Below are 26,041 nucleotides of genomic sequence, written 5' to 3'. Positions count from 1 at the left end.
TGTGAGCATTCGAGACAAGGCCTGCATCGTCGGCGCCTATGAGCACCCGACGCGCAAGGCCGAGGACAAGAGCACCGCGCAGCTGCATGCGGAGGTCGCCCTGGGCGCGCTGCGCGATGCCGGGCTGACCCGCAAGGACGTGGACGGCTACTTCTGCGCCGGCGACGCACCCGGCATGGGGCCGCTCAGCATGGCCGACTACATCGGCCTGGATCGGCTGCGGCACGTGGATTCCACCGATGTGGGCGGCTGCTCCTACCTGCTGCACGTGGCGCATGCGGCCGAGGCTATCGCGCTCGGCAAGTGCAACGTCGCGCTGATCACCCTGGCGGGCCGGCCGCGCTCCGAGGGCGTCGCGACCGGCACCGCGCCGCGCGCCGGCAACCCGGCGCAGCCCGACGTGCAGTTCGAGTACCCCTACGGCGCCGCCATCGCCAACATGTATGCGATGTGCGCCATGCGCCACATGCACGAGTACGGCACCACCAGCGAGCAGCTCGCCTGGATCAAGGTGGCCGCCAGCCACCACGCGCAGCACAACGAGCACGCCATGCTGCGCAAGGTGGTGACGGTGGAGGACGTGCTGAACTCGCCGCTGGTGGCTGACCCGCTGCACCGGCTGGACTGCTGCGTCATCAGCGACGGCGGCGGTGCGCTGGTGGTGACCAAGCCCGAGATCGCCCGCACGCTGAAGCGCCCGGTCGTGAGCGTGCGCGGCGCCGGCGAGGCGGTGAAGCACACCATGGGCGGCACCATCGACCTGACCTATACCGGCGCCCGCTTCGCCGGCGCCCGCGCCTTCGAGGAGGCGGGCGTGAAGCCCTCCGACATCAAGTACGCCAGCATCTATGACAGCTTCACCATCACCGTGCTGATGCAGCTCGAGGACCTCGGCTTCTGCGAGAAGGGCCAGGGCGGCAGGTTCGTCGCCGACGGCAACCTGATCTCGGGCGTCGGCAAGCTGCCCTTTAACACGGACGGCGGCGGCCTCTGCAACAACCATCCCGCCAACCGCGGCGGCATCACCAAGGTGATCGAGGCGGTGCGGCAGCTGCGCGGCGAGGCGCATCCGGCGGTGCAGGTAAAGAACTGCGACCTGGCGCTGGCGCATGGCACGGGCGGCTCGCTCGGCACCCGGCACGGCAGCGCCACCCTGGTCCTGGAGAGGGAGTGACGGCGATGAGCGAGCAGACCCCGCAGCGCGTGCCGCCGAGCCCGACGCCCGACCCCTCCACCCGCGGCTTCTGGGAGGCGGCCAAGCAAGGCAAGCTGCTGATCGGCCGCAACGCCAGCACGGGCAAGGTGCACTACCCGCCGCGCCCGATCTGCCCCTTCGACGATGAGGGCGAGGTGGAGTACGTTGCCGCGAGCGGCGAGGGGACCATCTACAGCTTCAGCGTCATGCGTGCGAAGATCCCCTATGCCATCGCCTATGTGGAGCTGGCGGAGGGCCCGCGCATGATGACCAACATCGTCAACTGCGACTTCAACGCGCTGCGCGTCGGCCAGAAGGTGAAGCTGACCTTCGTGCCCAGCGAGGGTGACGGCCAGCCCGTGCCCATGTTCACCCCCGCCTGAGAGGAGCGAGTTCCATGGGAATGCTGGACGGAAAGGTCGCCATCGTCACCGGCGCCGGTGGCGGCATCGGGCGGGAGATCGCGCTCGCCATGGCCCTCGCCGGGGCCAAGGTGGTGGTCAACGACATCGGCGCCTCGCTGACCGGGATCGGCGAGACCTCGGCCACGCCGGGCGAGCAGACCAAGGCCATCATCGAGCAGCGCGGCGGCCAGGCGGTCACCAACACCGACAGCGTGTCGGAGTGGGAAAGCGCCAAGCGGATCGTGCAGAGCGCGCTGGATGCCTTCGGCCGCATCGACATCGTGGTCAACAACGCGGGCATCCTGCGCGACCAGATCTTCCACAAGATGACGCCGGAAGAGTGGATGGCGGTCATCAACGTGCACCTGAACGGCAGCTTCTTTGTCTCGCGCGCGGCGGCGGAGCACTTCCGGGCGCAGAACTCGGGCGCCTTCGTGCACATGACCTCCACCTCCGGCCTGATCGGCAATTTCGGGCAGGCGAACTACTCCGCCGCCAAGCTGGGCATCGCCGCGCTGTCCAAGTCGATCGCGCTGGACATGCAGCGCTTCGGCGTGCGCTCCAACTGCATCGCCCCCTTCGCATGGAGCCGCATGACCAGCTCCATCCCGGCCGAAACGCCGGAGCAGAAGGCGCGGGTGGAGAAGCTGAAGCGCATGACGCCGGAGAAGAACGCGCCGCTGGCCGTGTTCCTCGCCAGCGACGCGGCCAAGGACGTCAACGGCCAGATCCTTGCGGCGCGCAACAACGAGCTGTTCCTGTTCAGCCAGCCGCGCCCGGTGCGCAGCGCGCATCGCGGCGAGGGCTGGACGCCGGAGCTGATCGCGGAGCACGCCTTGCCGGCCTTCCGCGCCCAGTTCCAGCCGCTGGACCGGAGCGGCGACGTGTTTTCCTGGGACCCGGTCTGACGCCGGCCGGCCGGCGGGAGGAAGCAGCATGACGATCACTCAGGACCTGTCCGCCTTTGCCGCCGGCCTGCGCCTCGAGGCGCTGCCGCCCGAGGTTGTGGCGCGCACCCGGGCGCTGGTGCTCGACCTTGTCGGCAACATTGTCCGGGCGCGGCGGGATGCGGAGAGCACCCCCGCCCTGCTGGCGGCGGTCAAGGCGCTCGGCCTCGACCACGGCAGCAGCCGTGTCTTCGCCGACAACGCCACCTACAGCCCCGCCGGAGCCGCGCTGATCAACGCGACGCTCGGCCACTCGCTCGACTTCGACGACACCCATGCCGTCGCCGTGGTGCATCCGGGCGCCCCGGTCATTCCCGCCGCGCTGGCGGCGGGGGAGATGGCCGGCGCCTCGGGCGCCGAGGTGCTGGCCGCCATCGTCGCGGGCTACGAGGTGGCGCTGCGCCTGGCGCTCGCCCTGCCGGCCGGCGCGCACTACGACCGCGGCTACCATCCTTCCGCCACCTGCGGCGCCTTCGGCGCGGCGGCGGCGGCGGGGCGGGTCTTCGGGCTGGACGCGGGGCGCATGGCCTCGGCGCTGGGCATCGCGCTCAGCCAGTGCGCCGGCAGCCTGCAGTTCCTCGCCAACGGCGCCTGGACCAAGCGCTTCCAGGTCGGCTGGGCCGGCATGGCGGGGCTCACCGCCGCCACCCTGGCGCGCGAGGGCTTCAAGGGCGCCGCGGATGCCATCGAGGGCAAGCACGGCTTCCTGCGCGCCTATGCGCCCGACCCGCAGCCGGACCGCGTGCTGCAGGACATCGGCAGCGTCTGGGAGCTGATGAACACCGGCGTGAAGCCTTACCCGTCCTGCCGCTGGGGCCATGCGGGCATCGATGCCGCGCTGGCGCTGCGCGCGGAGCACGGGCTGAAGGCGGAGGAGATCGAGGGCGTCACCCTCGGCATCTCGCGCGCCGGCATGCTGCTGGTGGGCGAGCCGGCCGGGCGGAAGGCCAACCCGCAGAACATCGTGGACGGCCAATTCAGCGGCCCCTTCGTCATCGCCGCCGCGCTCAGCACCGGGCAGATGGGCTGGGACAGCTACGCCATGCTCCAGGATCCCGGCATCAAGGGGCTGATGCAGCGGGTGCGCTGCGAGAACGACCCGGAGATCGAGGCGGAGTTCCCCGCCAACATGTCGGGCAAGCTGACGGTGCGGGCGCGCGGCGAGACCTTTGTCCAGAAGGTCATCGTGCCGAAGGGCGAGCCGGAGAACTTCCTGACCGAGCACGAGCTGCGCAGCAAGTTCAGTGGGCTTGCCGACGCCGTGCTGGGCGCCGATGCTGCGGGGCAGCTCGCCGACGCGATCGGCCGGCTGGATCGCCTCAACGACGTTTCGCCCCTGCTGCGCAGCCCGCAGGAAGCCGCCTGAAGGACTTACCATGGACCAGCCCATCGACGATCACGCCGAAATCCGCGAGGAAGTCGGCAAGCTCTGCGCCCGCTTCCCCGGCGAGTACTGGCGCAAGCTGGACGAGGTGCGCGGCTATCCGACGGAGTTCGTCCAGGCGCTGACCGAGGCGGGATGGCTGGCCGCGCTGATCCCGGAGGAGTTCGGCGGCTCGGGCCTGCCGCTCTCCGCCGCCGCCGCCATTTTGGAGGAGATCCAGCGGCAGGGCTGCAACGGCGCCGCCTGCCACGCCCAGATGTACATCATGGGCACCATCCTCCGGCACGGGAACGAGCGGCAGAAGGCCGAGTACCTGCCCAAGATCGCCAGCGGCGAGCTGCGCCTCCAGGCCTTCGGCGTCACCGAGCCGACCAGCGGCACCGACACCACGGCGCTGCGCACCTTCGCGCGGAAGGAAGGCGACAAGTACATCGTCAACGGCCAGAAGATCTGGACCAGCCGCGCCGAGCACTCCGACCTGATGCTGCTGCTGGCCCGCACCACGCCGCGCGACCAGGTGCAGAAGAAGACGGAGGGGCTTTCCACCTTCATCGTGGACATGCGCACCGTGCTGGGTAAGGGGCTGACCATCCGGCCGATCCGCACCATGATGAACCACAACTCCTGCGAGGTGTTCTTCGACAACATGGAGGTTCCGGCGGAGAACCTGGTTGGCGTCGAGGGCAAGGGCTTCCGCTACATCCTGGACGGGATGAACGCCGAACGGCTGCTGATCTCCGCGGAGTGCATCGGCGACGCCAAGTGGTTCATCGAGAAGGCCGTGAGCTACTCCAAGGAGCGGGTACTCTTCGGCCGCCCGATCGGAGCCAACCAGGGCGTGCAGTTCCCGATCGCCAAGGCTTACGCGCAGATGCGCGCGGCGGAGGCCATCGTGCAGAAGGGCCTGGGCAAGTTCGAACGCGGCGAGAACTGCGGCGAGGAAGCCAACATGGGCAAGATGCTCGCCGCGGAGGCGAGCTGGGCGGCGGGCGAGGCCTGCGTGCAGACCCATGGCGGCTTCGGCTTCGCCGAGGAATATGACGTCGAGCGCAAGTATCGCGAGACACGGCTTTACCAGGTGGCGCCCATCAGCACGAACCTGGTTCTGTCCTATCTCGGCCAGCACGTGCTCGGCATGCCCAGGAGCTACTAAGGATGGGAAAGGCAGGCAAGCCGCTCGAGGGGCTGCTCGTCGTCTCGATGGAGCAGGCGGTGGCGGCGCCGACCTGCTCGGTGAAGCTGGCCGATGCCGGCGCGCGCGTCATCAAGATCGAGCGCGCGGAGGGCGATTTCGCGCGCGGCTACGACAAGGCGGCGGCGGGGCAGGCCACCTATTTCGTCTGGCTGAACCGGGGCAAGGAGAGCGTCTGCCTCGACATCAAGCAGCCGGAGGACAAGGCGCTGTTGCAGCGGCTGGTGGCGAAGGCGGATGTGTTCATCCAGAACCTCGCCCCCGGCGCCATGGCGCGCGCCGGCTTCGGCAGCGCGGAGTTGCGCAAGCGGCACCCGCGGCTGATCACGGTCGACATTTCCGGCTACGGCGAGAGCGGCGACTACGCCACCATGAAGGCCTATGACCTGCTGGTGCAGGCGGAAAGCGGCCTCGCCTCGATCACCGGACACCCGGCGGGGCCAGGGCGGGTGGGCGTCTCGGCCTGTGACATCGCCTGCGGCACCATGGCGCATGCCGCCGTGCTGGAGGCATTGATCGAGCGAGGCATCACGGGGGAGGGAAAGGCCGTCGCGGTTTCCCTCTTTGATGCCATGGCGGATTGGATGAACGTGCCGCTTCTCTACTTCGAGGGCACGGGCAAGGCGCCGGAGCGGGTGGGGCTGGCGCATCCCTCCATCTGCCCCTACGGCGCCTTCGCCACCTCCGATGGCGCGCTGGTGCTGATCTCGATCCAGAACGAGCGGGAATGGGCGCAGTTCTGCGCGGGGTTCCTGCAGGAGCCTGACCTGCCGAAGCGCGAGGGGTTCCGCTCCAACGTGGAGCGCGTGGCGCATCGGCCGATGGTGGATGCGCATGTCGCAGCCACCTTCGCCAAGCTCACGCGCGACGAATGCGCGGCGCGGCTGCGTGCCTCCAATACCGCCTATGGCTTCGTCAACGACATGGCGGCACTGGTCTCGCATCCGGCGCTGCGGCGGCTCTCGGTGGAGACGCCGAACGGCAGCGTGGCGGTCGCCGCCCCGGCGGCGCGCTTCAACGATGGCGCGCCACGCAGCTATGGCGCGGTGCCGGCGCTGGGACAGCACACCGAGAGCGTGCGAAGGGAATTCGCGGGCTGACCGGACCGGCGGGAGGGAGGCGGTGCCCCCTCTCGCCGCGTATTTCAGCCGAGGTCCATTTTCAGGCCCTCCTTTCGGACAACGCCGCCCCACTTCGCCGTTTCGGCGCGAACAAAGGCGGCATACTCCTCCGGCGTGCCATAGGCGGGTACGCCGCCCATTTCGGCAAAGCGCTGCCTCGTCGCAGGCATTTCCAGCAACGCCTTGATCTCGGCGTTCAGCGCGTCCACCGCGGCGCGTGGCGTGCCGGCCGGATAGAAGGCGCCGAACCAGGTGTTGACGTCGTATTCCGCCAGTTCGGGAAGCGTCTCGCGCAGGGCCGGAAGATCCGGCATCTGGAAGCTGCGGTCGGCGCTGGTGACGCCAAGCGCGCGCACCCGGCCATCCTTGATCTGGCCGACCGAGCTGGTCAGGTTGTCGAAGCCGAAGTCCACGTCGCCGGCCATCATCGCCGTCATCGCCGGGCCAGCGCCGCGGTAATGGATGGCAGTGGCCTGCGTGCCGGTGAGCTGGTGGAACCATACGCCGGCCAGATGCGGCGACTGCCCCGGGCCGGAGGTGCTGTAGTTCAGCTTGCCCGGGTTCCCCTTCAAATGGCGGATGAACTCCGGCACCGTCTTCACCGGCAGGGAAGGGTGCACCATCAGCACGTTCGGGCCCCGGATCATGTTGGAAACCGGGATGAAGTCCTCGGCCTTGTAGGGCAGATTGCTGAACAGCGAATAGGCGATGGCCTGCGGGCCAATGTTGCTGATCAGGATCGTATGGCCATCCGGCTTCGCACGCATGACCTCGGCAGCGCCCAGCGTGCCGCCGGCACCGGACTTGTTCTCCACCACGGCAGGCTGGCCCCAGCGCTGCTGCAGGTGCGGCGCCAGAAGGCGGCCCATGATGTCGGTGGTGCCGCCAGCGGCGGCGGGAATGACGATGCGGACAGTCTGGCTCGGGCGCCAGGCAGGCTGCGCTCCGGCGCGGCGCTCCATCATCAGCCCGCCCATGGCGAGGGTTCCGGCGCCCAGCAGGGCGCGGCGCTTGAAGTGGATCACGGTTCGAGAGTTCCTCCTTGCCGCTCGCCTCACTGTCGGCGTCGAGCGCTGGAAGGAATTGAGCCTCATCCGGCCCAGCCTGTCATCCCTGATTCGGAATGCTATTCGGTATTCTGCAGCATTGCGCTGGCCGGGAACAGCGCACGGGCGGCAAAGCCGGCAACCTCGCGCAGTTCCCGCCCGAGTTGGCCGAAGATCTCCGGCGAATGCTGCCCGGCGATGGTGATGCCGCTCAGCCCGAAGCGCGGCTGGCCGTGCTGATCGGTGATCAGCGCGGCGATGGTGATGAGACCGCGGTAGAGCTGCCCGTTGTCCAGGCTCCAGCCGCTCTCGCGCGCCGCCTCGACGTCGGCGAGATACGCCTCGAAGCTGGGCGGTGCCTGCCAGCGCAAGGTGGCGAAGCGCCGCCGCAGCTCGGCCTGCGGAAGGTCGAGCGCGGCGGCGACGCAGCGGCCGACGGCGCCCACCAGCATCGGCAGGCGCAACCCGAGCCGCATCTCGACGCGCACGGCGGTGTGGCTGTGCGCCCGGTCGATCAGCACGATGTGCCCATCCTCCGTGACGCGCCAGAGCACGATCAGCATGTCGTAGTTCAGCGCCAGCCGCTCCAGCTCGGGCCGGATCAGCTCGGCATGGCTGACGCCGAGGAAGCCCGCCGCCAGCTCGGCCACCGCGAGGCCGAGCGAATAGGTCTTGTCCTGCTCGCGGAAGGCGACGAAGCGGGCCCGCGTCAGTGTCCGCAGGATGTTGAAGCAGGTGCTCGGGCTGATTCCGGTGCCGCGCGCCACCGCCGCCACGCCCAGCGGCCCCGTGGCCGCGGCCAGGTGCTGCAGGATGCGGATGGCATGAATGACCGCGCCGACGTCCCGCTGGCTGGACGGATCGCGCTCCCCTGCGGATGCCTGCGTATCCATTCGATATTCCGATTGCTTTCCTGAATACGGAATGTAGCCTGCCGCGCATCGGGCGCAAAGCGTGATGCCCTGCGGGGCGCTGGAGGGGACATGGCCGAACTGGCTGACGGCGCGCCGATGCGCGTCATCGAGGAGCGTGACGGTGCGGTCCTTCTGCTGACAATCGACTACCCGGCGCGGCGCAATGCGCTGGCCCCGGCGCTGCGGCAGCAGATGCTGCGGATCATGGATCGGGTGGAGGGGGATCCGGAGATCCGCGCGGTGGTCGTCACCGGCGCGGGCGGCACCTTCTGTTCCGGCGGCGACCTGTCGGGCATGGATGTTCGCAGCCCCCTGCAAGGCCGCGAGCGGTTGCGCGCGGCGCATGAGATGATCCGGCTGATGGTCGCCGGATCCACGCCCGTCATCGCGGCGGTCGAAGGCTGGTGCGCGGGTGCCGGCCTGTCGCTGGCCTGCGCCTGCGACACGGTGGTCGCGGCGGCGGACGCCAACTTCATCGCCGCCTTCGGCAAGGTCGGGCTGATGGCCGATCTTGGCTTGGCCTATACCCTGCCGCTACGGGTGGGGCATGCACGGGCACGCGAAATCCTGCTTTATGGCGAGCCGATCGCCGCCGAGGAGGCGGCGCGGATCGGCCTCGTGGACCAGCTCGCGCCGCGTGGCGCGGTCCTGGATGCCGCCATGGCGCGGGCGCGCATCGTCGCCGCGCAGGCGCCCACCGCCGTCGCGCTGACCAAGCAGATGCTTGCGGAAGGGCTGGATGCCGCGCTGAACCAGGAGCGCCACTACCAGTCACTGCTGTTCCTGACGCAGGATCATGTGGAGGGAAAGGCCGCCTTCTTCGGCAAGCGCCCTCCCTCGTTCAAGGGAGAGTGATGCAGGCGGGCGCCGCTCTCGCCTGGGGGAGAGGCTGGAGCGAGGCAGCGGCAGCCGCAACCTGTGCTGCGGCCGCCGGTTATCGCAGCAGGCGCCATTCGGCGCGGTTCAAAGCCAGCACAGGAATTTTTCACATGGCCGGCATCAAGTCCATCGACGACCTGTTTCTGCATACGCTGAAGGACGTCTACTACGCGGAGCGGCAGATCCTGAAGGCGCTTCCGAAAATGGCCAAGGCGGCGCAGAACGAGCAGCTTCGCGACGCCTTCATGCATCATCGCGAGCAGACCCAGACGCAGATCGAGCGGCTGCAGCAGGTGTTCGAGGCACTCGGCAAGCGGGCGCAGGGCATCACCTGCGAGGCGCTCAACGGCCTTGTCGAGGAGTGCGAGGAACTGCTGGACGAGGCGAAGGAGCCCTCGCCGGTGCGCGACGCCGGCCTGATCGCAGGCGCGCAGGCCATCGAGCACTACGAGATGGCGCGCTATGGCGCGCTGGTCGCCTGGGCCAAGGCGATCGGGAAGAAGGATATCGTTCAGCTTCTTGAGGAGACGTTGAACGAGGAGAAGCAGACCGACACGCTGCTGAACGATATGGCGAACAAGCAGATCAACCCGGCCGCCGCCAAGGCTGCCTGACAGCCGCCCTTGCCGCCGCTTCGCGCCGCACGGTCCAGCCGTGCGGCGCAACGCGTTTCAGGGCCGGCGGTAGGCCGAGCCATCCTCCGCGCGGGCGGCATGGCCGACATACCGGCCCTTCTTCGGCACCGCGACCGAATCGAAGTCGCGCGCCAGGTGGTGCAGCGCCTCGCGCATCCCGCTGCCCTTCAGCGCCTGCCCATGGCCCGTGAGCAGGCTCTCCGGCTCCAACGCGGCGAGCCGCCGCGCGGAAGCCCGCGCGGACTCCCAGTCCGGCGTGAAGTATTTCGGCGGTCCGTGCAGCTCGGTCTGTTGCGTCACGGCGCCATAGGCAGCTTCCTGGGCGGTGGTGATCACGGCGTCGCCGGCCAGCAGCAGGCGGTCGTTCTCACGCCAGAGCGAGACATGGCCGGGGGCATGGCCCGGTGTGTGCAGCCAGCGCCAGCCCGGCATGGGCGGAACGCTGCCATCCTCCGGCAGCGCGCGCAGCCTGCCGGCCACATCCACTGGGCCACGGGGAAAGGCCGGGGAGATCAGCGCCATCACCCCGCCGCCCACCCAGGGGTCCGGCGGCGGGTAGGAAGCCTGGCCGTTCAGATAGGGATGCTCCAGCGGATGCGCGTAGACCGGCACCTGCCATGCCTCGGCCAGCGTGGCCAGTGCGCCGGTGTGGTCAAAGTGGCCATGGGTCAGCACGATGGCGGCGGGCGCATGGTCGCCGAAGCGCTCCGCCGCGGCCCGCCGGATCAGGCCGGCCGTACCCGGAAGGCCGGCATCCACCAGCACCCAGCCCGGCGCGCCCGGCTGCCCCCAGAAGGCGACGTTGACGATGGCAAGCCGCTTATAGGCGAGATCCGGAGCAACCTCGCGGGTGCCGTCGTCCAGAACCGCACCGGTGGCAGCCGCCTCGTCAACGGGGATTTGCTGGGTCATCGGCAGGCTCCTTGTGCTTTCCACCAACCTCCCGCGCCCACGGCGGTTCCCGCCGCCACAAGGAAAGGGGCCCGGGGAGGATCCCCAGGCCCCTGCCGGAGCGTGCGATGGCAGCCAGGACGCCGTTCGGGCGCCCCGGCTCTCCGTCAGAAGGGCGGCCGCGTGGGACGGGGCGGCACCGAGCCGGAGGGCGGCGGCGTCACGGAGGCGGCGGGAGAGGTGGTCGAGACGGGCTTCACCTCGGCCCGCTCATTCTTCTCCGCCTTTTCCGTGCTCGTGCCTTCTCCGCTGGCCGTCTCGATGCCGTTCTTCGCTTCCTCTTTCAGCCCCTGCGCCGTGTCCGTGGCAGTCTTCTTCACCTCGGATGCGGCGCCGGTGACGACATCGGCCACCTTTTGGACGGACAGGTCGCTCTTGCGCAGCTCGTCCTGCGAACGATCATAGGTTTCCTGGAGCTTTTCCTTGCCGCGCTCAAGGTGCTCGCCAGCGGTTTCCTTGACCTGCTCGTAGCCTTCCTGCACCGCCTCGGTGACGCGGTCGGCAGCGGCGTCGCTGGCCTCGCCCATCAGGCGGTCCTCGGTCTGCGTGCGCGGCAACAGAGCGCCGAGCGCGGCGCCCAGGGCCAGCCCCAGCGCCCCGAAGAGCAGCGGCTGTTCCTGCGCGACGTAGTTCAGCCCGCCGCGTGCGCGGTCCGCCAGCATGGCGGCCTGGGACGAGGCGGCATCATAGCCGCGCGCCATGCTGTCCGTTGTATCGTGGTAGGTGGCGCGTACGGCGCGGCCTGCGCTGGTCAGCCCCTCGGAAGCCTGGTCCGCCAGGCTGGAGGCCGTGGCGCCCGCGCGTGACGCGGCATCGCCCACCGCGCCCGCAGCGCGGTTCGCTGCGTCCGCCCCTGCGGAATAGGCGCTGGAGGCAGTGTCGCTCACCGCGCCCGTTGCACGGCTGGCCATGCTGCTGCCGGCCGCATAGGCGCTGGAGGTGGTGTCGCGCACGGTGCCGGCACCGGAGGCCGCGCGGTCGCGCATCCCTGCCATCGTGCTCCGCGCGCCTTCGCCGGCATGGCGGGCCGCCTCGCCGGCGCGGGTGCCCAGGCCCGGAACGGAGCTATGCGGCGGCGGCGGCAGCAACGCCTGATGCGGTTCGGGCGCGCGGGTGGCCGGGTAGGTCACCGGGCGCTTGCCGCTGGAAAGCATCATCCAGCCGAGCCCGACGCCGACGAGCAGAAGCGGCAACGGGTTGTCGCGCACCGAGCTGCCGAGGTTGCGCATCAACTCCGGCCCGCCGGATTCACGGGCATAGTCCACCAGCTGGTCCATCACCTGGCCGGGGGACATGCGCTCCCGCAGCGCCTCGATGGTATCGGTGACGCGGGCCCGGGTGCGCTCGACATCCTCCTCGATCTCGGCGGGGGACTGGCCATTCGGGTTCGTGGTCTCGCTCATCGCACCTGTTCCTTGGCTGCCGACGCGTCACGGGAGAGCTGCGTCACGGTCCGTTGCGGGGTGAGGTTCGCGGCCTTCAGGCGGTTCAGCCCGGTGCGCAGCAGGATGTAGCCGATGATCGCGACGACCACGCCGACGATCAGCCCGGATACCCAGACGGACAGGCCGAGATAGACAAGAAAGGCGACCACCGCGTGCAGCAGCACGATGAGCGCCGCCAGCAGCAGCGCGCCGCCGGCGGCGATGCTGCCGGCCGAGGCGCCGACCTGGCCGACCTTCTCGCCCATCTCGGCGCGCGCGAGCTGTACCTCCTTGCGCACCAGGGTCGATGTCTGGTTGACAAGGTCGCCCAGCAGGTCAGGGACCGAGCGATTTGCTTCCGGCATCATCACGGCGTTCCTCCGGTCGGGCCCGGCATGCTGCCGGGGCTTGCGGTGCCCGGCTTGTGCGCGGCGGCGCCGCCCAGCGTGGCGGCGGGCATGGTGGCTGGGCGGAGCTCGCCGCTTTCCGCGGAGCCCTTCCGGTCGGTGCCGTCCGGCACCCAGCCTGGCGCCATTGTCGGGCTGCGGTTCGTGTCCGCGGCTGCGTAGGCGGGACGACCCGCGCGGTGCGCCATGCTCCCGCTTCCTGCCGTGCTGCGCGGCGGGTAGGTGTCGCGGGCGGAGCTGCGGGCGAACCGGGTCAGGGCGAAGCCCGCCACCATCGCCGCCCCGAAGAAGGCCACCGGCTGCCGGCGCGCGAACTCGTTCACCTCACCCACGAGGTCGCCGACGCTGCGCTCGCGCAGGGCGGTGGCGAGGCTGTCCACCGAATCCGCCGCGCTGCGCACGTGCCGCGCGATCTCCGGCGAGGCATCCTCCAGGTCCTCGGCAACGCGCCGCACGGCATCAGCCAGCTGGTGGCCCTGCTCGGCGCCCGCTTCCTTCTGCTGCTCGACCGCCTGTTCAGCTTTCGCCCGTGCGGTGGCGGCAAGGTCCTCCCCTTCAGCGCGCACCGCCTGCAGGGTTTCGCCCGCCTGATCGCGGAGGTTGCGTGCGGTTTCCCCGGCCTTTGCCTGAGTTTCGGACGCCGCCGCCTGAAGATCCGCCCTCGCATCGCGTGACGGCTCGCGGCGTTCTCCTGGCAGAGTAGGCTGATCACTCATGGCTCGCCTCCTGTCTTGTTCTGCTAAGCAGGCGCGACCTTGCGCACCCTCTCCAATCGGTCCGGCACATGGCTTAGCCATGGCCTGTCGGTCTGGATGCTTCGACAACACCGGGAGAGCGCATCGGTTCCGCTGAAACAGCGAGGTTTCTGCCGAAATGCGGTGGCCGGGCTGGTAGCCCTGGCGGCCAGGCGTGGCGCCTCATCTCCCTGCTTCGGTCGTGTCGCGCCTTGCCGATGGTCGGCCATGGCATCGGCCAAGCAGGAACCGCGCCCCGATCCTGCAGCCTGTTCCGCAAGGAACGGTGGATCGATGCGCGAAGCGCCGCCCCGCGGGCCTGAGATCCGCGCCTTGTGGCAAGCGGGCTGGACAGGCCGTGGCTCCCCCCCCTGGCTCCTCCCCCTGGCTCCCCCCTCCAGGTTTCACCGCCCGGCCCAGCATCAAAGGCCGGCAACGCGCCGGCGCAGGTGCTCCTGGGTCCGGGTGCGCCACGCGTGCGGGGTCCTGAGGCTGAGCTGGCATGGCTTCGCTCGCGCCCAGGAGGCGCCGGCGCGGACCGCATGCCCTGGCTCAAGCCGGATGGCTCGCCTTCCGAGCGGTTGTTCCGCACCTCGTTCCCGGAAGGCCTGACCGCGCGCACCCCCGCGGCCATCCGCGCCTCTGGCCGGCGTCGAAGCGCCACCCGCTGCACCCCGCGACTGCCCAAGGCCGGAGGGGCTGAGACTTGCCGCCGCTCTCGCAAGGCCCGGCGCGACGCCGGGCGAAGCAGGGGCGGATTCTGGGCGCCACTGCTGCCGGCCACCTCGCCCGAAGCGAGGCCAGCCCGAGCGACGCTTCCCAAGCGGGTCCCGGTGATTACCGGAAATTGCTACGCGCAAGACGCAGGGGGCAGGGAAACCTCCCGCGGCTTTCGGGAAGGCCGGCTACATCTTCTCCTTGGTGCCGCGCGCGATCAGCCACCAGTTCACTGGAAACGTGGTGGCGAAGCCCAGCACCATCGCGATCTGCATCATGAACCAGTAGGCCCACTGAGTCGGATCCGACTCCGGAAAGATCCAGGCGTGGAAACCCATCCAGGCGAACATCCCGACCTCGTAGGCGATCAGCGACAGCGTATCGACCTTGATCGCCGCCCAGATCCCCTGCCGCAGGCCGAGCCCACGCATGGGTGCGATGGTGAAATACTGGAAGGCGACGCCGAACAGGTAGGCCAGCACGAAGGCGAAGAGAAACTTGCCGAGCAACTCGGATCCGAACAGCGTGAAGCCGATCGCGAAAACCAGCCAGTCGCCCAGGAAATCGCCAAGGGCGCAGCCGGCGCCGCAATGCGTTGCCCCGCCGAAGGCGAACTCGCCCATGCTCTTGCGATCCTTCGGCTTGCGGCCGATGAGCCAGTAGAAGGGAAGGCCCAGCGGACCCCAGTAGAGCGCCGTCAGTGGCCAGACCACTTCCATGATCCACATCTTCTGCCGGCGCCCCAGCACGAAGATGTCGAGCGCCACATAAAGGGCGCTCAGAATGGAGAGGCTGCAGTAGTAGAAGGCGAGGGTTTGTAGCCAATCGGGGGGCATGAAGATTCCTCTCGGACGATGCACGCTGCGCGGAGCGCATGGCCTGATCAGCCCCGCGGGCAGGCACGGGGCTGCCACGGCGGCCGGGTGCATCGCCGCCGGGGACTCCTTCTGCCATGGCCCGCGGCGCGGACGCTGCGCACCCGGACCTCCCCAACGCACCGCCATCGCCCGATGGAGCGGTCCCGCGCACCCCTGCGGAAGCCAGGATATGCGAAGCGGTTTCGTGGCAAGGCGGTAATGAACCTCAGCGGGACGTGAGTCCGCGGCAGGACCATCGCCGCAGAAGCGTCCGGGCAGAGCAACCCCGGCGGCAACACGGCGTCTATTCGGCAGCCTTTGAGGAAGGCGGGCGGGAGCGGTGCGCCGGCGCCGTGGCCGCTTCGCGACCCCGCAGGGGCATCTCATCCAGCCCTTCCGGCTGCCCGAGCGAACCTTGCGGACGCTTCTGTCGGCGAGGCATCGGCACAGCCCCCAAGCCAGAGGGAACAGCATGATGATCGCGGAACCCTGGCTGCTGGTCTTCTGCGCCTTTGGCCTGCTGGTTGCGCTCGGCACCACCTCCGGGCTGCTCAACACCCGCCTGAGTGTTTCGGAGCCGCTGGCCTGCGCGCTGGCCGGAATAGCGCTGGGGCCGGTCGGCCTCGGGCTGGTCCACCTCGATCCCGGCACAAGCGAGCAGGCCGCCACCATTCTGCGCGAGGCTGCGCGCGTTGCGCTGGCGCTCGCCGTCACGGCCGCCGCCATCCGGCTGCCCCAGGGCTGGCTGTCGGCGCACTGGCGGGGCCTGGCGGTTGCGCTGGGTCCGGGGATGCTGGGCATGTGGCTCGCCAGCACCGCCGTCACCAGCCTGACGCTGGGCCTGCCGGTGGTCACCTGCTTCCTGATCGGCGCCGCCGTCGCGCCCACTGATCCGGTGCTCTCGGCCCCTATCCTGAACGGGCGGCTGGCGCGCTGGGCCATGCCGCGGGAGTTGATCAACGCGCTGAATGCCGAGAGCGGGATGAATGACGGGCTCGCCTTGCCGCTGGTCATGCTGCCCATCCTGCTGCTCGGGCATGGGCCGGAGGACGCGGGACTGGAATGGGTGGTGCACGTGCTGCTCTGGGAGGTCGGCTGCGCCGCCACCGTCGGGGTCGTCGTCGGGTGGCTGGTGCGCAGCGGCCTGCTCTGGGCCGAGGCGCGCCCGGACGCGGACCGCGCCTCGCTGGTCACGGTGGCGCTCGCCCTTTCGCTGGCAACGCTGGCTGGCGTGCGGCTGCTGGGCGGTGACGGCATCCTGGCGGCCTTCGTCGCCGGCGCGGTGCTGAACAGCGGCATCCCCTCGGAGGAGATCGCGGAACGCCAGGAACGCTTCAACGAAGCTTTCGGCCGCTTCTTCGACCTGCCGGTGATGATCCTGTTCGGCGCCGTGATTCCATGGCAGGACTGGGCCGGGCTCGGCTGGCGCGGCATCGCCTTCGCGGTGGGTATCCTCCTGCTGCGCCGCCTGCCGGTCTGGCTGATGCTCCGACGCTTCATGCCCTGGACGCGGGCCCGCCCCGAGGCGCTGTTCGGTGGCTGGTTCGGGCCGATTGGCGCGGCCGCCCTGTTCTACGCCATGGAAATCCAGGACCGGACGGGGCTGCAGACGATCTGGCCGGTGGTCAGCCTGGCGGTGGGCGCCTCCATCCTGGCGCACGGGATCACGGGCACGGTGTTCACCCGCATGTTCGGCCACTGGCAGCGCCGCGCCTTCCAGGCGGAACCTGGCGAGTAGCAGCCGGCCTCGGCGGTGTTTTGATACCTCACGCGCCCATTATATATGCATGCAGGCGCCCAGCCTGTCGGGCCTCGTGGCCGTGGCGTCTGGCCTGCGGCACCGGAAGAAAGCGATGGAGTCGGTCACCGGAAGCATTCCCCCCAGGGCGGCCGTGCCCCTTGCACGGAGGGCGGCGCAGGCGGCCAAAGCCGCGGGCATGCTGCGCCTGGTGATCCTGCGCCTGCTGATCGCGGGGAGGGAAGCTGCGGCCGGTGCCCTTGTCGAGCGCGCGGGCCTGTCGCGGCAGGCGCGGTCGCAGCGCCTTGCCAGGCCGTGGGAGGATGGATTGGTGGCAACCCGTCGCACCGGCACCACCATCCGCTCCGGCATCGCCGACCCGCGCGTGGCCAGGATCATCGCGACCCTGCACGACGCCTTCTGCCTGCCGGCCCCTTGAGCCGGCCGCCGCGTCCGCCGGAACCGCCCGCCCTCGCGGCGGCCGCGCCCGCGCTGCACCGTGCCGGGCTGCTGCAAGCCGCCGCCGCGTTGCTCTGGGTGCCGCAGGCGGCGCTGCTGGCGCTGGCGGTTGCGCGCCTGGCCAGAGGGGAGGGAATGGCTGGCGTGCTGGTCCCGGCCGCCCTGCTCGGGTTGGCCGGGCTGCTGCGCGCCGCGCTCGACGCCATGGGTGGCCGGATGGCCTTCCGCGCCGCAAGGTCCGCGCTTGCCGGGCTGCGGCATGACGCGCTGAGAGCCCTGGCGGCGCGCTCGCCGCTGGACGCGGGAAGGCCGGCCTCCGGCCTTGCCGCGGCGGCGCTGGCCGAGCAGGCCGAGGCGGTGTTGCCCTACCTGCTGCGCTACCGGCCCGCACGCCTGCGCGCGGTTCTGGTGCCGCTCGTGCTGCTGCTCGCGGTGGTCACGCAATCCTGGATGGCGGCGCTGATCCTGCTCTTCGCCGCGCCGCTGATCCCGCTCTCCATGGCACTGGTCGGCCTGCGCGCGAAGGAGGCGAGCGAGGCGCAGATGCTGGAAGTCGGCGGCATGAACGCGCTGCTGCTCGACCGCCTGCGGGGCCTGCCCACCATTCGCGCCTTCGACGCCGTGGAAGCGACGGCCGGACGTCTGCGCGCGGCGGCGGAGGCGCTGCGCGGCCGCACCATGGCGGTGTTGCGCATCGCCTTCCTTTCTTCCGCCGCGCTGGAGCTGTTCTCGGCGCTCGGCGTGGCGATGGTGGCGGTCTATGTCGGCTTCCACCTGCTGGGCATGCTGCCCTTCGGCACCTGGAGCGGATGGCTCGGGCTCGGGCCGGCGCTTTTCGTGCTGCTGCTCGCGCCCGCCTTCTTCGATCCGCTGCGCGACCTCGCCGCCGCCTGGCACGACCGCGCGGCGGGCGAGGCGGCGCTGGAGGCGCTGGCCCGGCTGGCCGCGGCGCCCACACTGGCGCTGCCAGGAGCGGGCGTCGACCCGGATCCCTCCACCGCAGCCACGCCGCCGCTGGCGCTGGCCGTCTCGGCGCTGGTCTTCCGCCATGGCGCGGCGGCGCGTCCGGTCCTCGACGGCTTCGCCATGCAGGTCGCCGCGGGCGAGCGTGTGGCGCTGTTCGGACCGAGCGGCTGCGGCAAGTCCACCCTGCTGGCCTTGCTTGCCGGCCTGGCGCTGCCGGAAAGCGGAAGCATCGCGCTCGGAGAAGTGGCGCTGACGGCGGAGAGTGCCGCCGTGCTGCGCGGCAGGATCGCCTGGGTCGGCCAGCAGCCGCATGTCTTCGCCGCCTCCCTGCGCGACAATGTCCGGCTCGGCCGCGCCGGGCTGGACGCGGCGGCGCCTATCGCCCGCCTGCTGCCCGCGCACGACCCGGCGCGCCGGGTGGGAGAGGGCGGCCTCGGCCTGTCCGGTGGCGAGACCTTGCGCCTGGCGCTCGCCCGCGCCATCGCCGCTCCGACGGTGGGCGTGATCCTGGCCGACGAGCCGACCGCGCACCTGGACCGCGCCACCGCCGCCGACGCCACCGAGGCCCTGCTGGCCGCCGCCGCGGGACGGACCCTGGTGGTGGCAACGCACGACCCCGTGCTTGCCGCCCGCATGGACCGCATCGTCAGGATGCCGGCATGAGCCGGTGGCGCGGCTTGCTGGACGTGCTGCGCCTGTTTCTTTCGGGACGGCGCGGGCGGCTGTTCCTGGGTGCGGTGCTTGCCGCCGTGACGGTGCTGGCCGGGGTGGCGCTGCTCGGCCTTTCCGGCTGGTTCATCACGGGAACGGCGCTGGCCGGCGCGGGAGCCGCAATCGCGCATTCCTTCGATGTTTTCCGCCCTTCCGCCGGCATCCGCTTCCTGGCGCTGACGCGAACCGCCGCACGCTATGGCGAGCGCCTGGCGACGCATGATGCGACGCTGGCCCTGCTTGCCGCCCTGCGCGAGCGGCTGTTCCGCGGCTACGCCGGCTCCGGCGCGGGACGGAGCCTGCTGGCGCGTCCCTCCAGGTTGCTCTTCCGCCTGACCGCCGAGGTGGACGCACTGGACAACCTTTACCTGCGCGTGCTCGTGCCGGGCGTCGCGGCGCTGGTGACGGCCTTGGCAACCGGCTACGGCCTTGGCCTGCTGGATGGCCGGCTCGGCCTGGGGCTGCTGCTGGCGCTGCTCCTCCCGGGCCTTGGCCTGCCCATCGCCCTGGCACGGGCGGCGGAGCGCATGGCGCGCCGCCGGGCATCGGCGCTGGAAGCGCTGCGGGCGCGTGGCATCGACGTCGTCGCTGGTCAGGCTGACCTGCTGATGGCGGGGCGGCTCGGCGCGCAGGTGGCGGCGGCCATGGCTGCCGAGCAACGCCTTGCCAGGGCGGACGACGAACTGAACCGCATGGAGACGACCGCCACCGTCGGCTTCTCCGTGAGCGGAACGCTGATCCTGACCGCCGCGCTGGTCGCCGCCGCCGGGCTGGTCGAGGCAAGCACGATCTCCGTTCCGCAGGCGGCTCTGGTGCTGCTGGTGGCCATGGCGGCGCTGGAGCCCTTCGCGGCCTTGCGGCGCGGGGCGCTGGAACTCGGCCGCACGGCCTTGGCCGCGCGGCGGCTGGCGCCGGCGCTGGAAGGGGAGCGAAGGCCGCCGCGCGTCGACGTGCCGCCAGGCGGAAAGGCGCTCTGCCTTCGGGAGGTGACCTTTCGCCATCCCAGCGCCGCGGAACCGCTTTTCGCCGGGCTTTCCCTCGATGTGGCGTGTGGCGAGCGGGTGGCGCTCATTGGCCCGAGCGGCGCCGGCAAGTCCACGCTGCTGGCGCTGCTGCAGGGAGAGGCGGCGCCCCAGTCCGGCGAAGTGGCGGCCGCGCGCCGCGCCGTGCTCGGCCAGCGAACGGAACTGTTCCAGGACAACCTGCGGGGCAACCTGCTGCTGGCGAATCCGCAGGCCGACGACGCGCGGCTCTGGCGGGCCCTGGAGGAGGCGCAACTCGCCGAGGTCGTGCGCGCCCTTCCGCAGGGGCTCGACACGCCGCTGGGCGAGGGCGGCGCCGGGCTCTCCGGCGGCCAGCGCCGCCGCCTCGCCCTGGCACGGATGCTGCTGCGCGATGCCCCCTTGTGGCTGCTCGACGAACCCACGGAAGGGCTTGATGCTGCGAACGCGAAGGCGATCCTGACCTGGATCAAGGCGCGCCCGCGCGGCATCGCTATCTTCGCCGTCACGCATCTGCGGCGAGAGGCCGAGATCGCCGACCGCCTGCTCCGCCTGGAGGAGGGGCGGCTGGTGGCGGGATGGCGGCGCGGCGAGCCCGGCTTTGACGCGGCGCTTGCCGCGCTCCGCCCCGACTGACCCCAGCGCCGGCCGCGACGGGCCGACGCCATCCCGCGCGGCCCGGGCATTGGCTGGGGAGCCGGCTTCGGGCCGGCGAGGACCGGCATGGAATCCGACGTCGTCCCGCTGTCGCGGCGGCAATTCGCCATGACGGCGCTGCACCACCTTCTCTTCGTCCTCCTGATGCTCGGCCCGTCCGCCGTCATCGGCATTATGGAGAGGGTGGATGTCGTGACGGGCCGGGTGATCTGTCGGGATGTGACCAAGTTCTAAAGCACGTGGTCCGGCATCAACTTCGTGCTCGGCGTGGCCCCCGGCATCACCATGGAATTCAGGTTCGGCATGAACTGGAGGCACGACAGCGACCATGTCGGCGACATCTCCGGCGCCCCGCTGGCGCGGCGTTCGATGGCGTAGGCGGCCTCTTTCGGCCTGCTGCCCTCGCTTTTCGTCGCGATGCTGGTGATGGGTGGCGTCGCCTCACTTTCCTTCAAGCCGGAAGGCGCAATGGCGCAGCGGGCACGGGGCTATGGCTCGCTGGCCGCGCTGGCGATCATCCTGCTCGCCGCGCCGGTGCGGGGCTTCCTCGGTGTGCTTCTGGTTTTCCCCGGCCTCCCGCCGGACGCCGTCTTCGCCGTGCTCAATGCGCTCTGGTTCGACCTGCATGAGAGCGGGCCGGTCGAGTCGCCGCAGGACACGAACTGAAAAAGTCGGCGAGAGGGATTTCCACCAGACCCCCGTCGTCTCGTTGTCAGTTTGGCGCCGCGCATCCCGCCCGCGCGGGAAACCCGAAGAAAAAGGAAGGGATCGACCGTATACACTCGATGGGGGAACTCATTCCTGCGGGCATTCCCTATCGTGGCGGAACGACAGGCCCGCCGTAACGGCTCGCCGGCACCGGCACCCCCAGGTGTTCGCGCAGCGTGCGCCCGCTGTAATCCGTGCGGAAGAGACCACGCCGCTGCAGTTCCGGCGTCACCATCTCGGCGAACTCTTCCAGGCCGAGCGGCAGCACCGCCGGGCAGATGTTGAAGCCATCCGCCGCCTCCGCCTCAACCCAGGCCTCCATCTCGTCCACGATCTGCTTCGGTGTGCCGATCAGGATGCGCGAGCCGAAGCCGGCGGCGATGGTGGTGTAGAGCTGCCGGATGGTGAGATCGTCGCGTCGCGCCAGGGCCAGCAGGTTCTTGGCGATGCTGCGCACCTTGGGGTCGTTCGGCTCGGGCACCGGGCCATCGAGCGGATAGGCCGAGAGGTCGCCCATCTGGCCATAGAGATAGGAGAGGCCCAGCTCTGGCGCGACCAGCGCGTTCAGCAGGTCGTACTTCTCGCGCGCCTCGGCCTCGGTGCGGCCGATGAAAGGGGTGATCCCCGGCATGATCTTCATCCCCTCCGGCGCGCGGCCGTGGCGGGCGAGGCGGGCCTTCAGGTCGGCATAATAGGACTTTCCGGTCTCCAGGTCGTGCGGCACGGCATAGACCACCTCGGCGCTCTCGGCGGCGATCTCCATGCCGGCCTCGGAGGCGCCGGCCTGCACCAGCACCGGGCGGCCCTGCGGGCTGCGTGCGACGCTCAGCGGTCCCTTCACCTTGAAGTGCTTGCCCTGGTGGCTCAGCACATGCAGCTTGGCCGGGTCGAAGAAGACGCCGCTTTCCTTGTCATGCCGGAAGGCGTCGGCGTCCCAGGAATCCCACAGGCCCTTCACCACCTCGACGAATTCGGCGGCGCGCTCGTAGCGCGTGCCGTAGTCCAGGTGCTGGTCCCGGTTGAAGTTCTGCGCCTCGGCATCGGACCAGGAGGTGACGATGTTCCACCCCGCGCGCCCACCGCTGATGCGGTCCAGCGAGGCATATTTGCGGGCGATGTGGAAGGGCTCGTTGTAGGTGGTGGAGGCGGTGGCCACCAGGCCGATATGCGTCGTCGTCGCGGCGAGGGCGGAGAGCAGCGTCAGCGGCTCCAGCTCGGCGGTCTGCGCGGAGCGGCAGAGCGAGCCTGGCGGATCGTCCTTGGCGCGGATGCCGATGCCGTCGGCCAGGAACACCATGTCGAACTTCGCCGCCTCGGCGGTGCGCGCAACATGCAGGAAGTGGCTGAAGTCGGAGGCTGCGCCGGGATCGGCCGCCGGATGCCGCCAGGCCGCGGCATGGTAGCCGAGATAGCGCATCGACAGCCCGAGGCTGATGGGCTTGCGGGTGCTCATGCGGGTATCCTCACATCGCGGGCCACGCTGCCGTGCACGGTGCCGAGCAGCGCGCGGGTGTAGTCGTGCTGCGGAGCCTCGAAGACCTGCTCGGTCGGGCCGATCTCCAGCAGCTTGCCGAAATGCATCACGCCGATGCGGTGGCAGAGGAAGCGCGCCACATGCAGGTCGTGGGTGATGAAGATCATCGCGAGGTTGCTGCGCGCCTGAACCGCGCGCAGCAGGTTCAGGATCTGCGCGCGCACGGAAACGTCGAGCTTCGAGACCGCCTCGTCCGCCACGATCAGCTCCGGCTTCAGCGCCAGGGCGCGGCCGATGGCGGCGCGCTGCAACTGGCCGCCGGACATCTGGTGCGGGTAGCGCTCCGCGAAGGCGGCGGGCAGCCCAACCTCATCCAGGATCTGTGCGACGCGCTCCGGCAGTTCCGCCCGGGTGCAGAGCCGGTGCAGCTTCAGCGGCGTGGCGACGGCGGTGCCGATGGTCTGGCGTGGATTGAAGGAGGAGAGCGGGTCCTGGAACACCATCTGCATGGCGCGGCGGTGCGGCCGCAGCGCCGCCTCGGAGAGATGCGTCAGGTCCAGCCCGCGCAGCAGAATGCGGCCGCCGGCAGGCTCGTGGAGCCGCAGCACCGTCTTGCCCAGCGTCGTTTTGCCGCTGCCGGATTCACCCACCAGGCCAAGGATCTCGCCAGGCTGCACGGTGAGGCTGACACCATCCACCGCGCGCAACTCGCCGCCGGGGCGGTGCGGGTCGGCGAAGCGGACAAGCAGGTTCTCGACCTGCAGAAGGGGCTCAGGCATCGAGCAGGCACCGGATCTGGCGGCCAGGGCCGACCTCGCGCAACGGCTGCGGCGCCTCGCAGCCATCCTGCGCCCAGGTGCAGCGCGGCCGGAACACGCAGCCCGAGGGACGCGCGCCCGGTGCCGGCAACTGCCCGGGAATTTCCGCCAGTTGCTCGGCCCGCGCAGCAAGGGCGTTGGCGGTGGCGATCAGGCCACGGGTGTAGGGGTGGCGCGGCGCGGCCAGCACCTCCGCCGCCGGGCCGCTCTCCACGATGTCCCCAGCATACATCACCGCCAGCCGGTCGCTGATCTGGGCGGCGATGCCGATGTCGTGGGTGATGAAGATGAAGGCCGCCGAGAGCCGCTTCCGGAGGTCGGCGAAGAGCGCCAGGATCTGCTGTTCGACGATGTTGTCGAGATTGGTGGTGGGCTCGTCGGCGACGATCAGGCCCGGCTCCAGCGCCACCACCATGGCGATGAGTGCGCGTTGCAGCATGCCGCCGGAAAGCTGGTGTGGGTAGCGTTCCAGCACCGCCTCCGGCCGGGGAATGCCGACATCCGCCAGCAGCGCCTTGGCGCGCGGCCGCCATGGACCTTTGGCGCCGAGCCGGTCCAGCGCGGTGCGCAGGTGCCATCCGATGCTCTTGGCCGGGTTGAAGGAGCCAACCGGGTCCTGGAACACCATGGCCATTTCCCGCCCGCGATAAGGGCGGAACTCCCGGTCCGGCAGGCTGGCAAGGTCGCGGCCGCGCCAGACCAGAACGTCAGCCTCCGCCTTCAGCCCCTCGGGGAGGAGGCGCAGCAGCGCGAGGCAGGTCACCGTCTTGCCCGAGCCCGATTCACCGATGATGCCGAGCGTCTCGCCGGGCCGCAGCGTCAGGTCGACGCCGCGCACCACCTCCAGCGGCCCCGCCTGGACGCGGAGGTTGCGCACCTCCAGCAGCGGCGCACTCATGGGCCCGCCGCCTTGCGCAGGCGGGGGTCCGTCAGGTCGCGCAGTCCGTCGCCCAGCAGGTTGAGGCCGAGCAGCGCCACGGAGACGACCAGGCCCGTCAGCGTCAGCACCCAGGGTGCGCGCTGGAAGTACTCGCGCCCGTCGGCGAGGATGGTGCCGAGCGAAGGCGTCGGCGGCTGCACGCCCAGGCCAAGAAATGACAGCCCCGCCTCCATGACGATGCCGAAGGCGATGCCGATGCTGGCCTGCACCAGCAGGGTGGAAAGGATATTGGGCAGGATCTCGAAGGGCAGGATGCGCGCAGGGCGCTGACCCATCAGCCGCGCCGCCTGCACGAAAGGTTCCGGCAGCAGCGCGCGCGTCAGATTGCGGGAGAGGCGGGCGAAAATCGGCAGGTAGGTCAGGGCGATGGCGATGATGACGTTCTGCACGCCGAAGCCGAGCACCACCATCATGAACAGCGCCAGCACAAAGCTTGGGAAGGCGAAGAGCAGGTCGCAGCCCGCCATCAGGATGGCCTCGTAGGTGCCGCCCCGCCAGGCGGCGCTCATCCCCAGGGCAACGCCCAGCGCGGCGCCGGCCAGCACGCCGCAGGTGCTGATGAGCAGGGAGACCTGCCCGCCGCTGAGCACGCGGGAGAGCACGTCCCGCCCGAAGGAGTCGGTGCCCAGCCAGTGGATGGCGTCGGGAGGCGTGAGAACATTGATGAAATCCATCTCCTCCGGCGCGAAGGGCGTCAGCCAGGGGCCGGCCAGGATGCCGAAGAGCACCAGCAGGGTGATCAGCAGCCCGGTCAGCAGGGTGCGGCTGCGCAGGGCGGAGCGGAGCAGCCCGCCCATCAGGCGCGCGCCTTGGGATCGAGGCGCATGCAGAGGAAGTCCACGAAGAGGTTGGTCAGCAGCACGATGACGAGGAAGGTGAGGGCGCAGGCCTGGATCACCGGGTAGTCGCGCCCGAAGGCGGCATCCACCATCAGCGAGCCGAGGCCGGGAATGCCGAAGACGCGCTCGATCACCACCACGCCACCAAGCAGGTAGCGCACCTGCAGGCCGATGATGGTGACGTAGGGGATCAGCGCGTTGCGCAGGATGGTGTGCAGGAAGACGAACGGGCCGGAATGCCCCAGCGAGCGCGCCACCTGCACGTAGGGCCGGTGCATCACCTCCAGCAGCGAGGCGCGCAGCACCCGGGAGAACACCGCCGCCATGGGCGCCGCGATGGCCAGCGCCGGCAGGAAGCCGGAAAGCAGCGCGCCGGGAAGGGATTCCGCCGGCGCGGTGAAGCCGTAGGAAGGAAAAAGCGGGAAGTTCAGCGCCAGAAAGAAGACCAGCACATAGCCCAGCCAGAAATCCGGCATGGAAACACCGAGCACCGCGAAGGAGGTCATCACCGTATCCGCCGCCTTGCCGCGCTGCAGGGCCGCGACGGTGCCGACCACCAACGAGATCGCCGCCGCCAGGACCAGCGCGTAGAGGCCGACGAAGGCTGTCACCGGCAAGCGGCTGGCGATCAGCTCGCCCACCGGCACGCCGCCCGCCAGGGTCAGCGAGCGGCCGAAGTCGCCCTGCACCGCGCCGGTGATCCAGGCCAGGAACTGCACGGGCAACGGCTTGTCCAGGCCGTGCGTGTGGCGGAAGGCCTCGACCAGTTCGGGGCGCGCGTTCTCGCCCAGCGCGGCGAGCGCCGGGTCGCCGGGCGTCGCCTTCATGGCGAAGAACACCGCCAGCGCCCCTGCCAGGACGGTCAGCAGCAGAATGCCGGCGCGGCGGAGCGCCCTGCGCAGGGCTGGTGATGACAAGGCGGC

At 70.3% G+C, this 26,041-nt stretch carries 26 protein-coding genes and 1 pseudogene; 15 read left to right on the top strand and 12 right to left on the bottom strand.

Annotated elements, in window-relative coordinates; genetic code table 11:
- The first annotated feature begins 1 nt into the window (after position 1).
- Genes E0493_RS03925 through E0493_RS03900 form a run of 6 tightly spaced genes read left to right on the top strand, consistent with a single transcriptional unit; the run spans position 2 to position 6,222 of the window.
- Positions 2-1,174, top strand: coding sequence for a thiolase domain-containing protein (locus E0493_RS03925; protein ID WP_160935596.1), 1,173 nt, complete (start codon positions 2-4; stop codon positions 1,172-1,174).
- A gap of 5 nt (positions 1,175-1,179) precedes the next feature.
- Positions 1,180-1,578, top strand: coding sequence for a Zn-ribbon domain-containing OB-fold protein (locus E0493_RS03920; protein WP_160935595.1), 399 nt, complete (start codon positions 1,180-1,182; stop codon positions 1,576-1,578).
- Between the two features lie 14 nt (positions 1,579-1,592).
- On the top strand, positions 1,593-2,507 hold the full coding sequence (locus E0493_RS03915) for an SDR family NAD(P)-dependent oxidoreductase (RefSeq protein WP_160935594.1): 915 nt from the start codon (positions 1,593-1,595) through the stop codon (positions 2,505-2,507).
- A 28-nt stretch (positions 2,508-2,535) separates the two neighbouring features.
- The gene (locus E0493_RS03910) at positions 2,536-3,912 is read left to right on the top strand and encodes an MmgE/PrpD family protein (protein ID WP_160935593.1); all 1,377 of its coding nucleotides are present in this window, start codon (positions 2,536-2,538) and stop codon (positions 3,910-3,912) included.
- A gap of 10 nt (positions 3,913-3,922) precedes the next feature.
- The gene (locus E0493_RS03905; protein WP_160935592.1) at positions 3,923-5,083 is read left to right on the top strand and encodes an acyl-CoA dehydrogenase family protein; all 1,161 of its coding nucleotides are present in this window, start codon (positions 3,923-3,925) and stop codon (positions 5,081-5,083) included.
- A 2-nt stretch (positions 5,084-5,085) separates the two neighbouring features.
- Positions 5,086-6,222, top strand: a complete 1,137-nt coding sequence (locus E0493_RS03900) for a CaiB/BaiF CoA transferase family protein (RefSeq protein ID WP_160935591.1) — start codon at positions 5,086-5,088, stop codon at positions 6,220-6,222.
- A 44-nt stretch (positions 6,223-6,266) separates the two neighbouring features.
- On the opposite strand, the gene E0493_RS03895 is transcribed toward E0493_RS03900, so the two are convergent.
- The gene (locus E0493_RS03895) at positions 6,267-7,268 is read right to left on the bottom strand and encodes a Bug family tripartite tricarboxylate transporter substrate binding protein (protein ID WP_367614449.1); all 1,002 of its coding nucleotides are present in this window, start codon (positions 7,266-7,268) and stop codon (positions 6,267-6,269) included.
- Positions 7,269-7,369: 101 nt separating this feature from the next.
- A complete protein-coding gene (locus E0493_RS03890) occupies positions 7,370-8,182 on the bottom strand; it encodes an IclR family transcriptional regulator (RefSeq protein WP_160935589.1) in 813 nt (270 codons plus the stop codon).
- Positions 8,183-8,272: 90 nt separating this feature from the next.
- On the opposite strand from E0493_RS03890, the gene E0493_RS03885 reads away from it, so the two are divergent.
- Both E0493_RS03885 and E0493_RS03880 read left to right on the top strand, forming a co-directional pair.
- On the top strand, positions 8,273-9,058 hold the full coding sequence (locus E0493_RS03885) for an enoyl-CoA hydratase/isomerase family protein (protein WP_160935588.1): 786 nt from the start codon (positions 8,273-8,275) through the stop codon (positions 9,056-9,058).
- 134 nt (positions 9,059-9,192) lie between these two features.
- Positions 9,193-9,696 carry a YciE/YciF ferroxidase family protein gene (locus E0493_RS03880; RefSeq protein ID WP_160935587.1) on the top strand — a complete coding sequence of 168 codons (504 nt, stop codon included), beginning with the start codon at positions 9,193-9,195 and terminating at the stop codon, positions 9,694-9,696.
- 57 nt (positions 9,697-9,753) lie between these two features.
- Here the strand turns inward: E0493_RS03880 and E0493_RS03875 are convergent, their stop codons facing one another.
- From E0493_RS03875 to E0493_RS03860, 4 genes are all read right to left on the bottom strand, one after another.
- The gene (locus E0493_RS03875) at positions 9,754-10,629 is read right to left on the bottom strand and encodes an MBL fold metallo-hydrolase (protein WP_160935586.1); all 876 of its coding nucleotides are present in this window, start codon (positions 10,627-10,629) and stop codon (positions 9,754-9,756) included.
- Positions 10,630-10,775: 146 nt separating this feature from the next.
- Positions 10,776-12,071, bottom strand: coding sequence for a DUF3618 domain-containing protein (locus E0493_RS03870; protein ID WP_160935585.1), 1,296 nt, complete (start codon positions 12,069-12,071; stop codon positions 10,776-10,778).
- Positions 12,068-12,460, bottom strand: coding sequence for a phage holin family protein (locus E0493_RS03865; RefSeq protein WP_160935584.1), 393 nt, complete (start codon positions 12,458-12,460; stop codon positions 12,068-12,070). The genes E0493_RS03870 and E0493_RS03865 overlap by 4 nt, the downstream gene beginning before the upstream one ends.
- Positions 12,460-12,954 carry a hypothetical protein gene (locus E0493_RS03860; protein ID WP_160935583.1) on the bottom strand — a complete coding sequence of 165 codons (495 nt, stop codon included), beginning with the start codon at positions 12,952-12,954 and terminating at the stop codon, positions 12,460-12,462. Before E0493_RS03860 ends, E0493_RS03865 begins: the two co-directional genes overlap by 1 nt.
- 15 nt (positions 12,955-12,969) lie before the next feature.
- On the opposite strand from E0493_RS03860, the gene E0493_RS03855 reads away from it, so the two are divergent.
- Entirely contained in the window at positions 12,970-13,173 is a 204-nt protein-coding gene (locus E0493_RS03855; protein WP_160935582.1) for a hypothetical protein, read from the top strand.
- A 965-nt stretch (positions 13,174-14,138) separates the two neighbouring features.
- Here E0493_RS03855 and E0493_RS03850 read toward each other — a convergent pair.
- Positions 14,139-14,786 carry a DUF4396 domain-containing protein gene (locus tag E0493_RS03850; protein ID WP_160935581.1) on the bottom strand — a complete coding sequence of 216 codons (648 nt, stop codon included), beginning with the start codon at positions 14,784-14,786 and terminating at the stop codon, positions 14,139-14,141.
- A gap of 493 nt (positions 14,787-15,279) precedes the next feature.
- Here E0493_RS03850 and E0493_RS03845 point away from each other — a divergent pair, with 493 nt between their 5' ends.
- The 6 genes and pseudogenes from E0493_RS03845 (at position 15,280) to E0493_RS03820 (ending at position 21,005) form a co-directional block, all read left to right on the top strand.
- Complete coding sequence (locus E0493_RS03845; protein ID WP_160935580.1) at positions 15,280-16,545, top strand: cation:proton antiporter domain-containing protein; 1,266 nt, start codon at positions 15,280-15,282, stop codon at positions 16,543-16,545.
- 199 nt (positions 16,546-16,744) lie between these two features.
- Positions 16,745-16,984, top strand: coding sequence for a helix-turn-helix domain-containing protein (locus E0493_RS03840; RefSeq protein ID WP_235913567.1), 240 nt, complete (start codon positions 16,745-16,747; stop codon positions 16,982-16,984).
- Complete coding sequence (gene cydD / locus E0493_RS03835; RefSeq protein ID WP_235913566.1) at positions 16,981-18,633, top strand: thiol reductant ABC exporter subunit CydD; 1,653 nt, start codon at positions 16,981-16,983, stop codon at positions 18,631-18,633. Before E0493_RS03840 ends, cydD begins: the two co-directional genes overlap by 4 nt.
- Positions 18,630-20,318 (top strand): thiol reductant ABC exporter subunit CydC, encoded by a 1,689-nt coding sequence (gene cydC / locus E0493_RS03830; RefSeq protein WP_160935579.1) that lies wholly within the window; start codon positions 18,630-18,632, stop codon positions 20,316-20,318. Before cydD ends, cydC begins: the two co-directional genes overlap by 4 nt.
- A gap of 87 nt (positions 20,319-20,405) precedes the next feature.
- Positions 20,406-20,717 (top strand): annotated as a pseudogene (locus E0493_RS03825) (cytochrome ubiquinol oxidase subunit I).
- A 90-nt stretch (positions 20,718-20,807) separates the two neighbouring features.
- Entirely contained in the window at positions 20,808-21,005 is a 198-nt protein-coding gene (locus tag E0493_RS03820; RefSeq protein ID WP_160935578.1) for a hypothetical protein, read from the top strand.
- Positions 21,006-21,153: 148 nt separating this feature from the next.
- On the opposite strand, the gene E0493_RS03815 is transcribed toward E0493_RS03820, so the two are convergent.
- Genes E0493_RS03815 through E0493_RS03795 form a run of 5 tightly spaced genes read right to left on the bottom strand, consistent with a single transcriptional unit; the run spans position 21,154 to position 26,035 of the window.
- Positions 21,154-22,500, bottom strand: a complete 1,347-nt coding sequence (locus E0493_RS03815; RefSeq protein ID WP_160935577.1) for an LLM class flavin-dependent oxidoreductase — start codon at positions 22,498-22,500, stop codon at positions 21,154-21,156.
- Complete coding sequence (locus E0493_RS03810; protein WP_160935576.1) at positions 22,497-23,300, bottom strand: ATP-binding cassette domain-containing protein; 804 nt, start codon at positions 23,298-23,300, stop codon at positions 22,497-22,499. Before E0493_RS03810 ends, E0493_RS03815 begins: the two co-directional genes overlap by 4 nt.
- The gene (locus E0493_RS03805; RefSeq protein ID WP_160935575.1) at positions 23,293-24,237 is read right to left on the bottom strand and encodes an ABC transporter ATP-binding protein; all 945 of its coding nucleotides are present in this window, start codon (positions 24,235-24,237) and stop codon (positions 23,293-23,295) included. Before E0493_RS03805 ends, E0493_RS03810 begins: the two co-directional genes overlap by 8 nt.
- The gene (locus tag E0493_RS03800; RefSeq protein ID WP_160935574.1) at positions 24,234-25,076 is read right to left on the bottom strand and encodes an ABC transporter permease; all 843 of its coding nucleotides are present in this window, start codon (positions 25,074-25,076) and stop codon (positions 24,234-24,236) included. The genes E0493_RS03805 and E0493_RS03800 overlap by 4 nt, the downstream gene beginning before the upstream one ends.
- Positions 25,076-26,035: an ABC transporter permease gene (locus E0493_RS03795; RefSeq protein ID WP_160935573.1), complete on the bottom strand. Its 960-nt coding sequence runs from the start codon at positions 26,033-26,035 to the stop codon at positions 25,076-25,078. Before E0493_RS03795 ends, E0493_RS03800 begins: the two co-directional genes overlap by 1 nt.
- Between the last annotated feature and the right edge of the window lie 6 nt (positions 26,036-26,041).

This window comes from Teichococcus coralli, from assembly GCF_009829925.1.
GTDB lineage: Bacteria > Pseudomonadota > Alphaproteobacteria > Acetobacterales > Acetobacteraceae > Pseudoroseomonas > Pseudoroseomonas coralli.
The sequence above is the reverse complement of the archived record's forward strand: the minus strand, read 5'-3'. Positions and strand labels throughout refer to the sequence as shown.

Coding starts and splice junctions, on each gene's coding strand:
- E0493_RS03920 (WP_160935595.1), top strand. CDS start 1,180: ATGAGCGAGCAGACCCCGCAGCGCGTGCCGCCGAGCCCGACGCCCGAC.
- E0493_RS03915 (WP_160935594.1), top strand. CDS start 1,593: ATGGGAATGCTGGACGGAAAGGTCGCCATCGTCACCGGCGCCGGTGGC.
- E0493_RS03910 (WP_160935593.1), top strand. CDS start 2,536: ATGACGATCACTCAGGACCTGTCCGCCTTTGCCGCCGGCCTGCGCCTC.
- E0493_RS03905 (WP_160935592.1), top strand. CDS start 3,923: ATGGACCAGCCCATCGACGATCACGCCGAAATCCGCGAGGAAGTCGGC.
- E0493_RS03900 (WP_160935591.1), top strand. CDS start 5,086: ATGGGAAAGGCAGGCAAGCCGCTCGAGGGGCTGCTCGTCGTCTCGATG.
- E0493_RS03890 (WP_160935589.1), bottom strand. CDS start 8,182: ATGGATACGCAGGCATCCGCAGGGGAGCGCGATCCGTCCAGCCAGCGG.
- E0493_RS03885 (WP_160935588.1), top strand. CDS start 8,273: ATGGCCGAACTGGCTGACGGCGCGCCGATGCGCGTCATCGAGGAGCGT.
- E0493_RS03880 (WP_160935587.1), top strand. CDS start 9,193: ATGGCCGGCATCAAGTCCATCGACGACCTGTTTCTGCATACGCTGAAG.
- E0493_RS03875 (WP_160935586.1), bottom strand. CDS start 10,629: ATGACCCAGCAAATCCCCGTTGACGAGGCGGCTGCCACCGGTGCGGTT.
- E0493_RS03870 (WP_160935585.1), bottom strand. CDS start 12,071: ATGAGCGAGACCACGAACCCGAATGGCCAGTCCCCCGCCGAGATCGAG.
- E0493_RS03865 (WP_160935584.1), bottom strand. CDS start 12,460: ATGATGCCGGAAGCAAATCGCTCGGTCCCTGACCTGCTGGGCGACCTT.
- E0493_RS03850 (WP_160935581.1), bottom strand. CDS start 14,786: ATGCCCCCCGATTGGCTACAAACCCTCGCCTTCTACTACTGCAGCCTC.
- E0493_RS03845 (WP_160935580.1), top strand. CDS start 15,280: ATGATGATCGCGGAACCCTGGCTGCTGGTCTTCTGCGCCTTTGGCCTG.
- E0493_RS03840 (WP_235913567.1), top strand. CDS start 16,745: ATGCTGCGCCTGGTGATCCTGCGCCTGCTGATCGCGGGGAGGGAAGCT.
- cydC (WP_160935579.1), top strand. CDS start 18,630: ATGAGCCGGTGGCGCGGCTTGCTGGACGTGCTGCGCCTGTTTCTTTCG.
- E0493_RS03820 (WP_160935578.1), top strand. CDS start 20,808: ATGGCGCAGCGGGCACGGGGCTATGGCTCGCTGGCCGCGCTGGCGATC.
- E0493_RS03815 (WP_160935577.1), bottom strand. CDS start 22,500: ATGAGCACCCGCAAGCCCATCAGCCTCGGGCTGTCGATGCGCTATCTC.
- E0493_RS03810 (WP_160935576.1), bottom strand. CDS start 23,300: ATGCCTGAGCCCCTTCTGCAGGTCGAGAACCTGCTTGTCCGCTTCGCC.
- E0493_RS03805 (WP_160935575.1), bottom strand. CDS start 24,237: ATGAGTGCGCCGCTGCTGGAGGTGCGCAACCTCCGCGTCCAGGCGGGG.
- E0493_RS03800 (WP_160935574.1), bottom strand. CDS start 25,076: ATGGGCGGGCTGCTCCGCTCCGCCCTGCGCAGCCGCACCCTGCTGACC.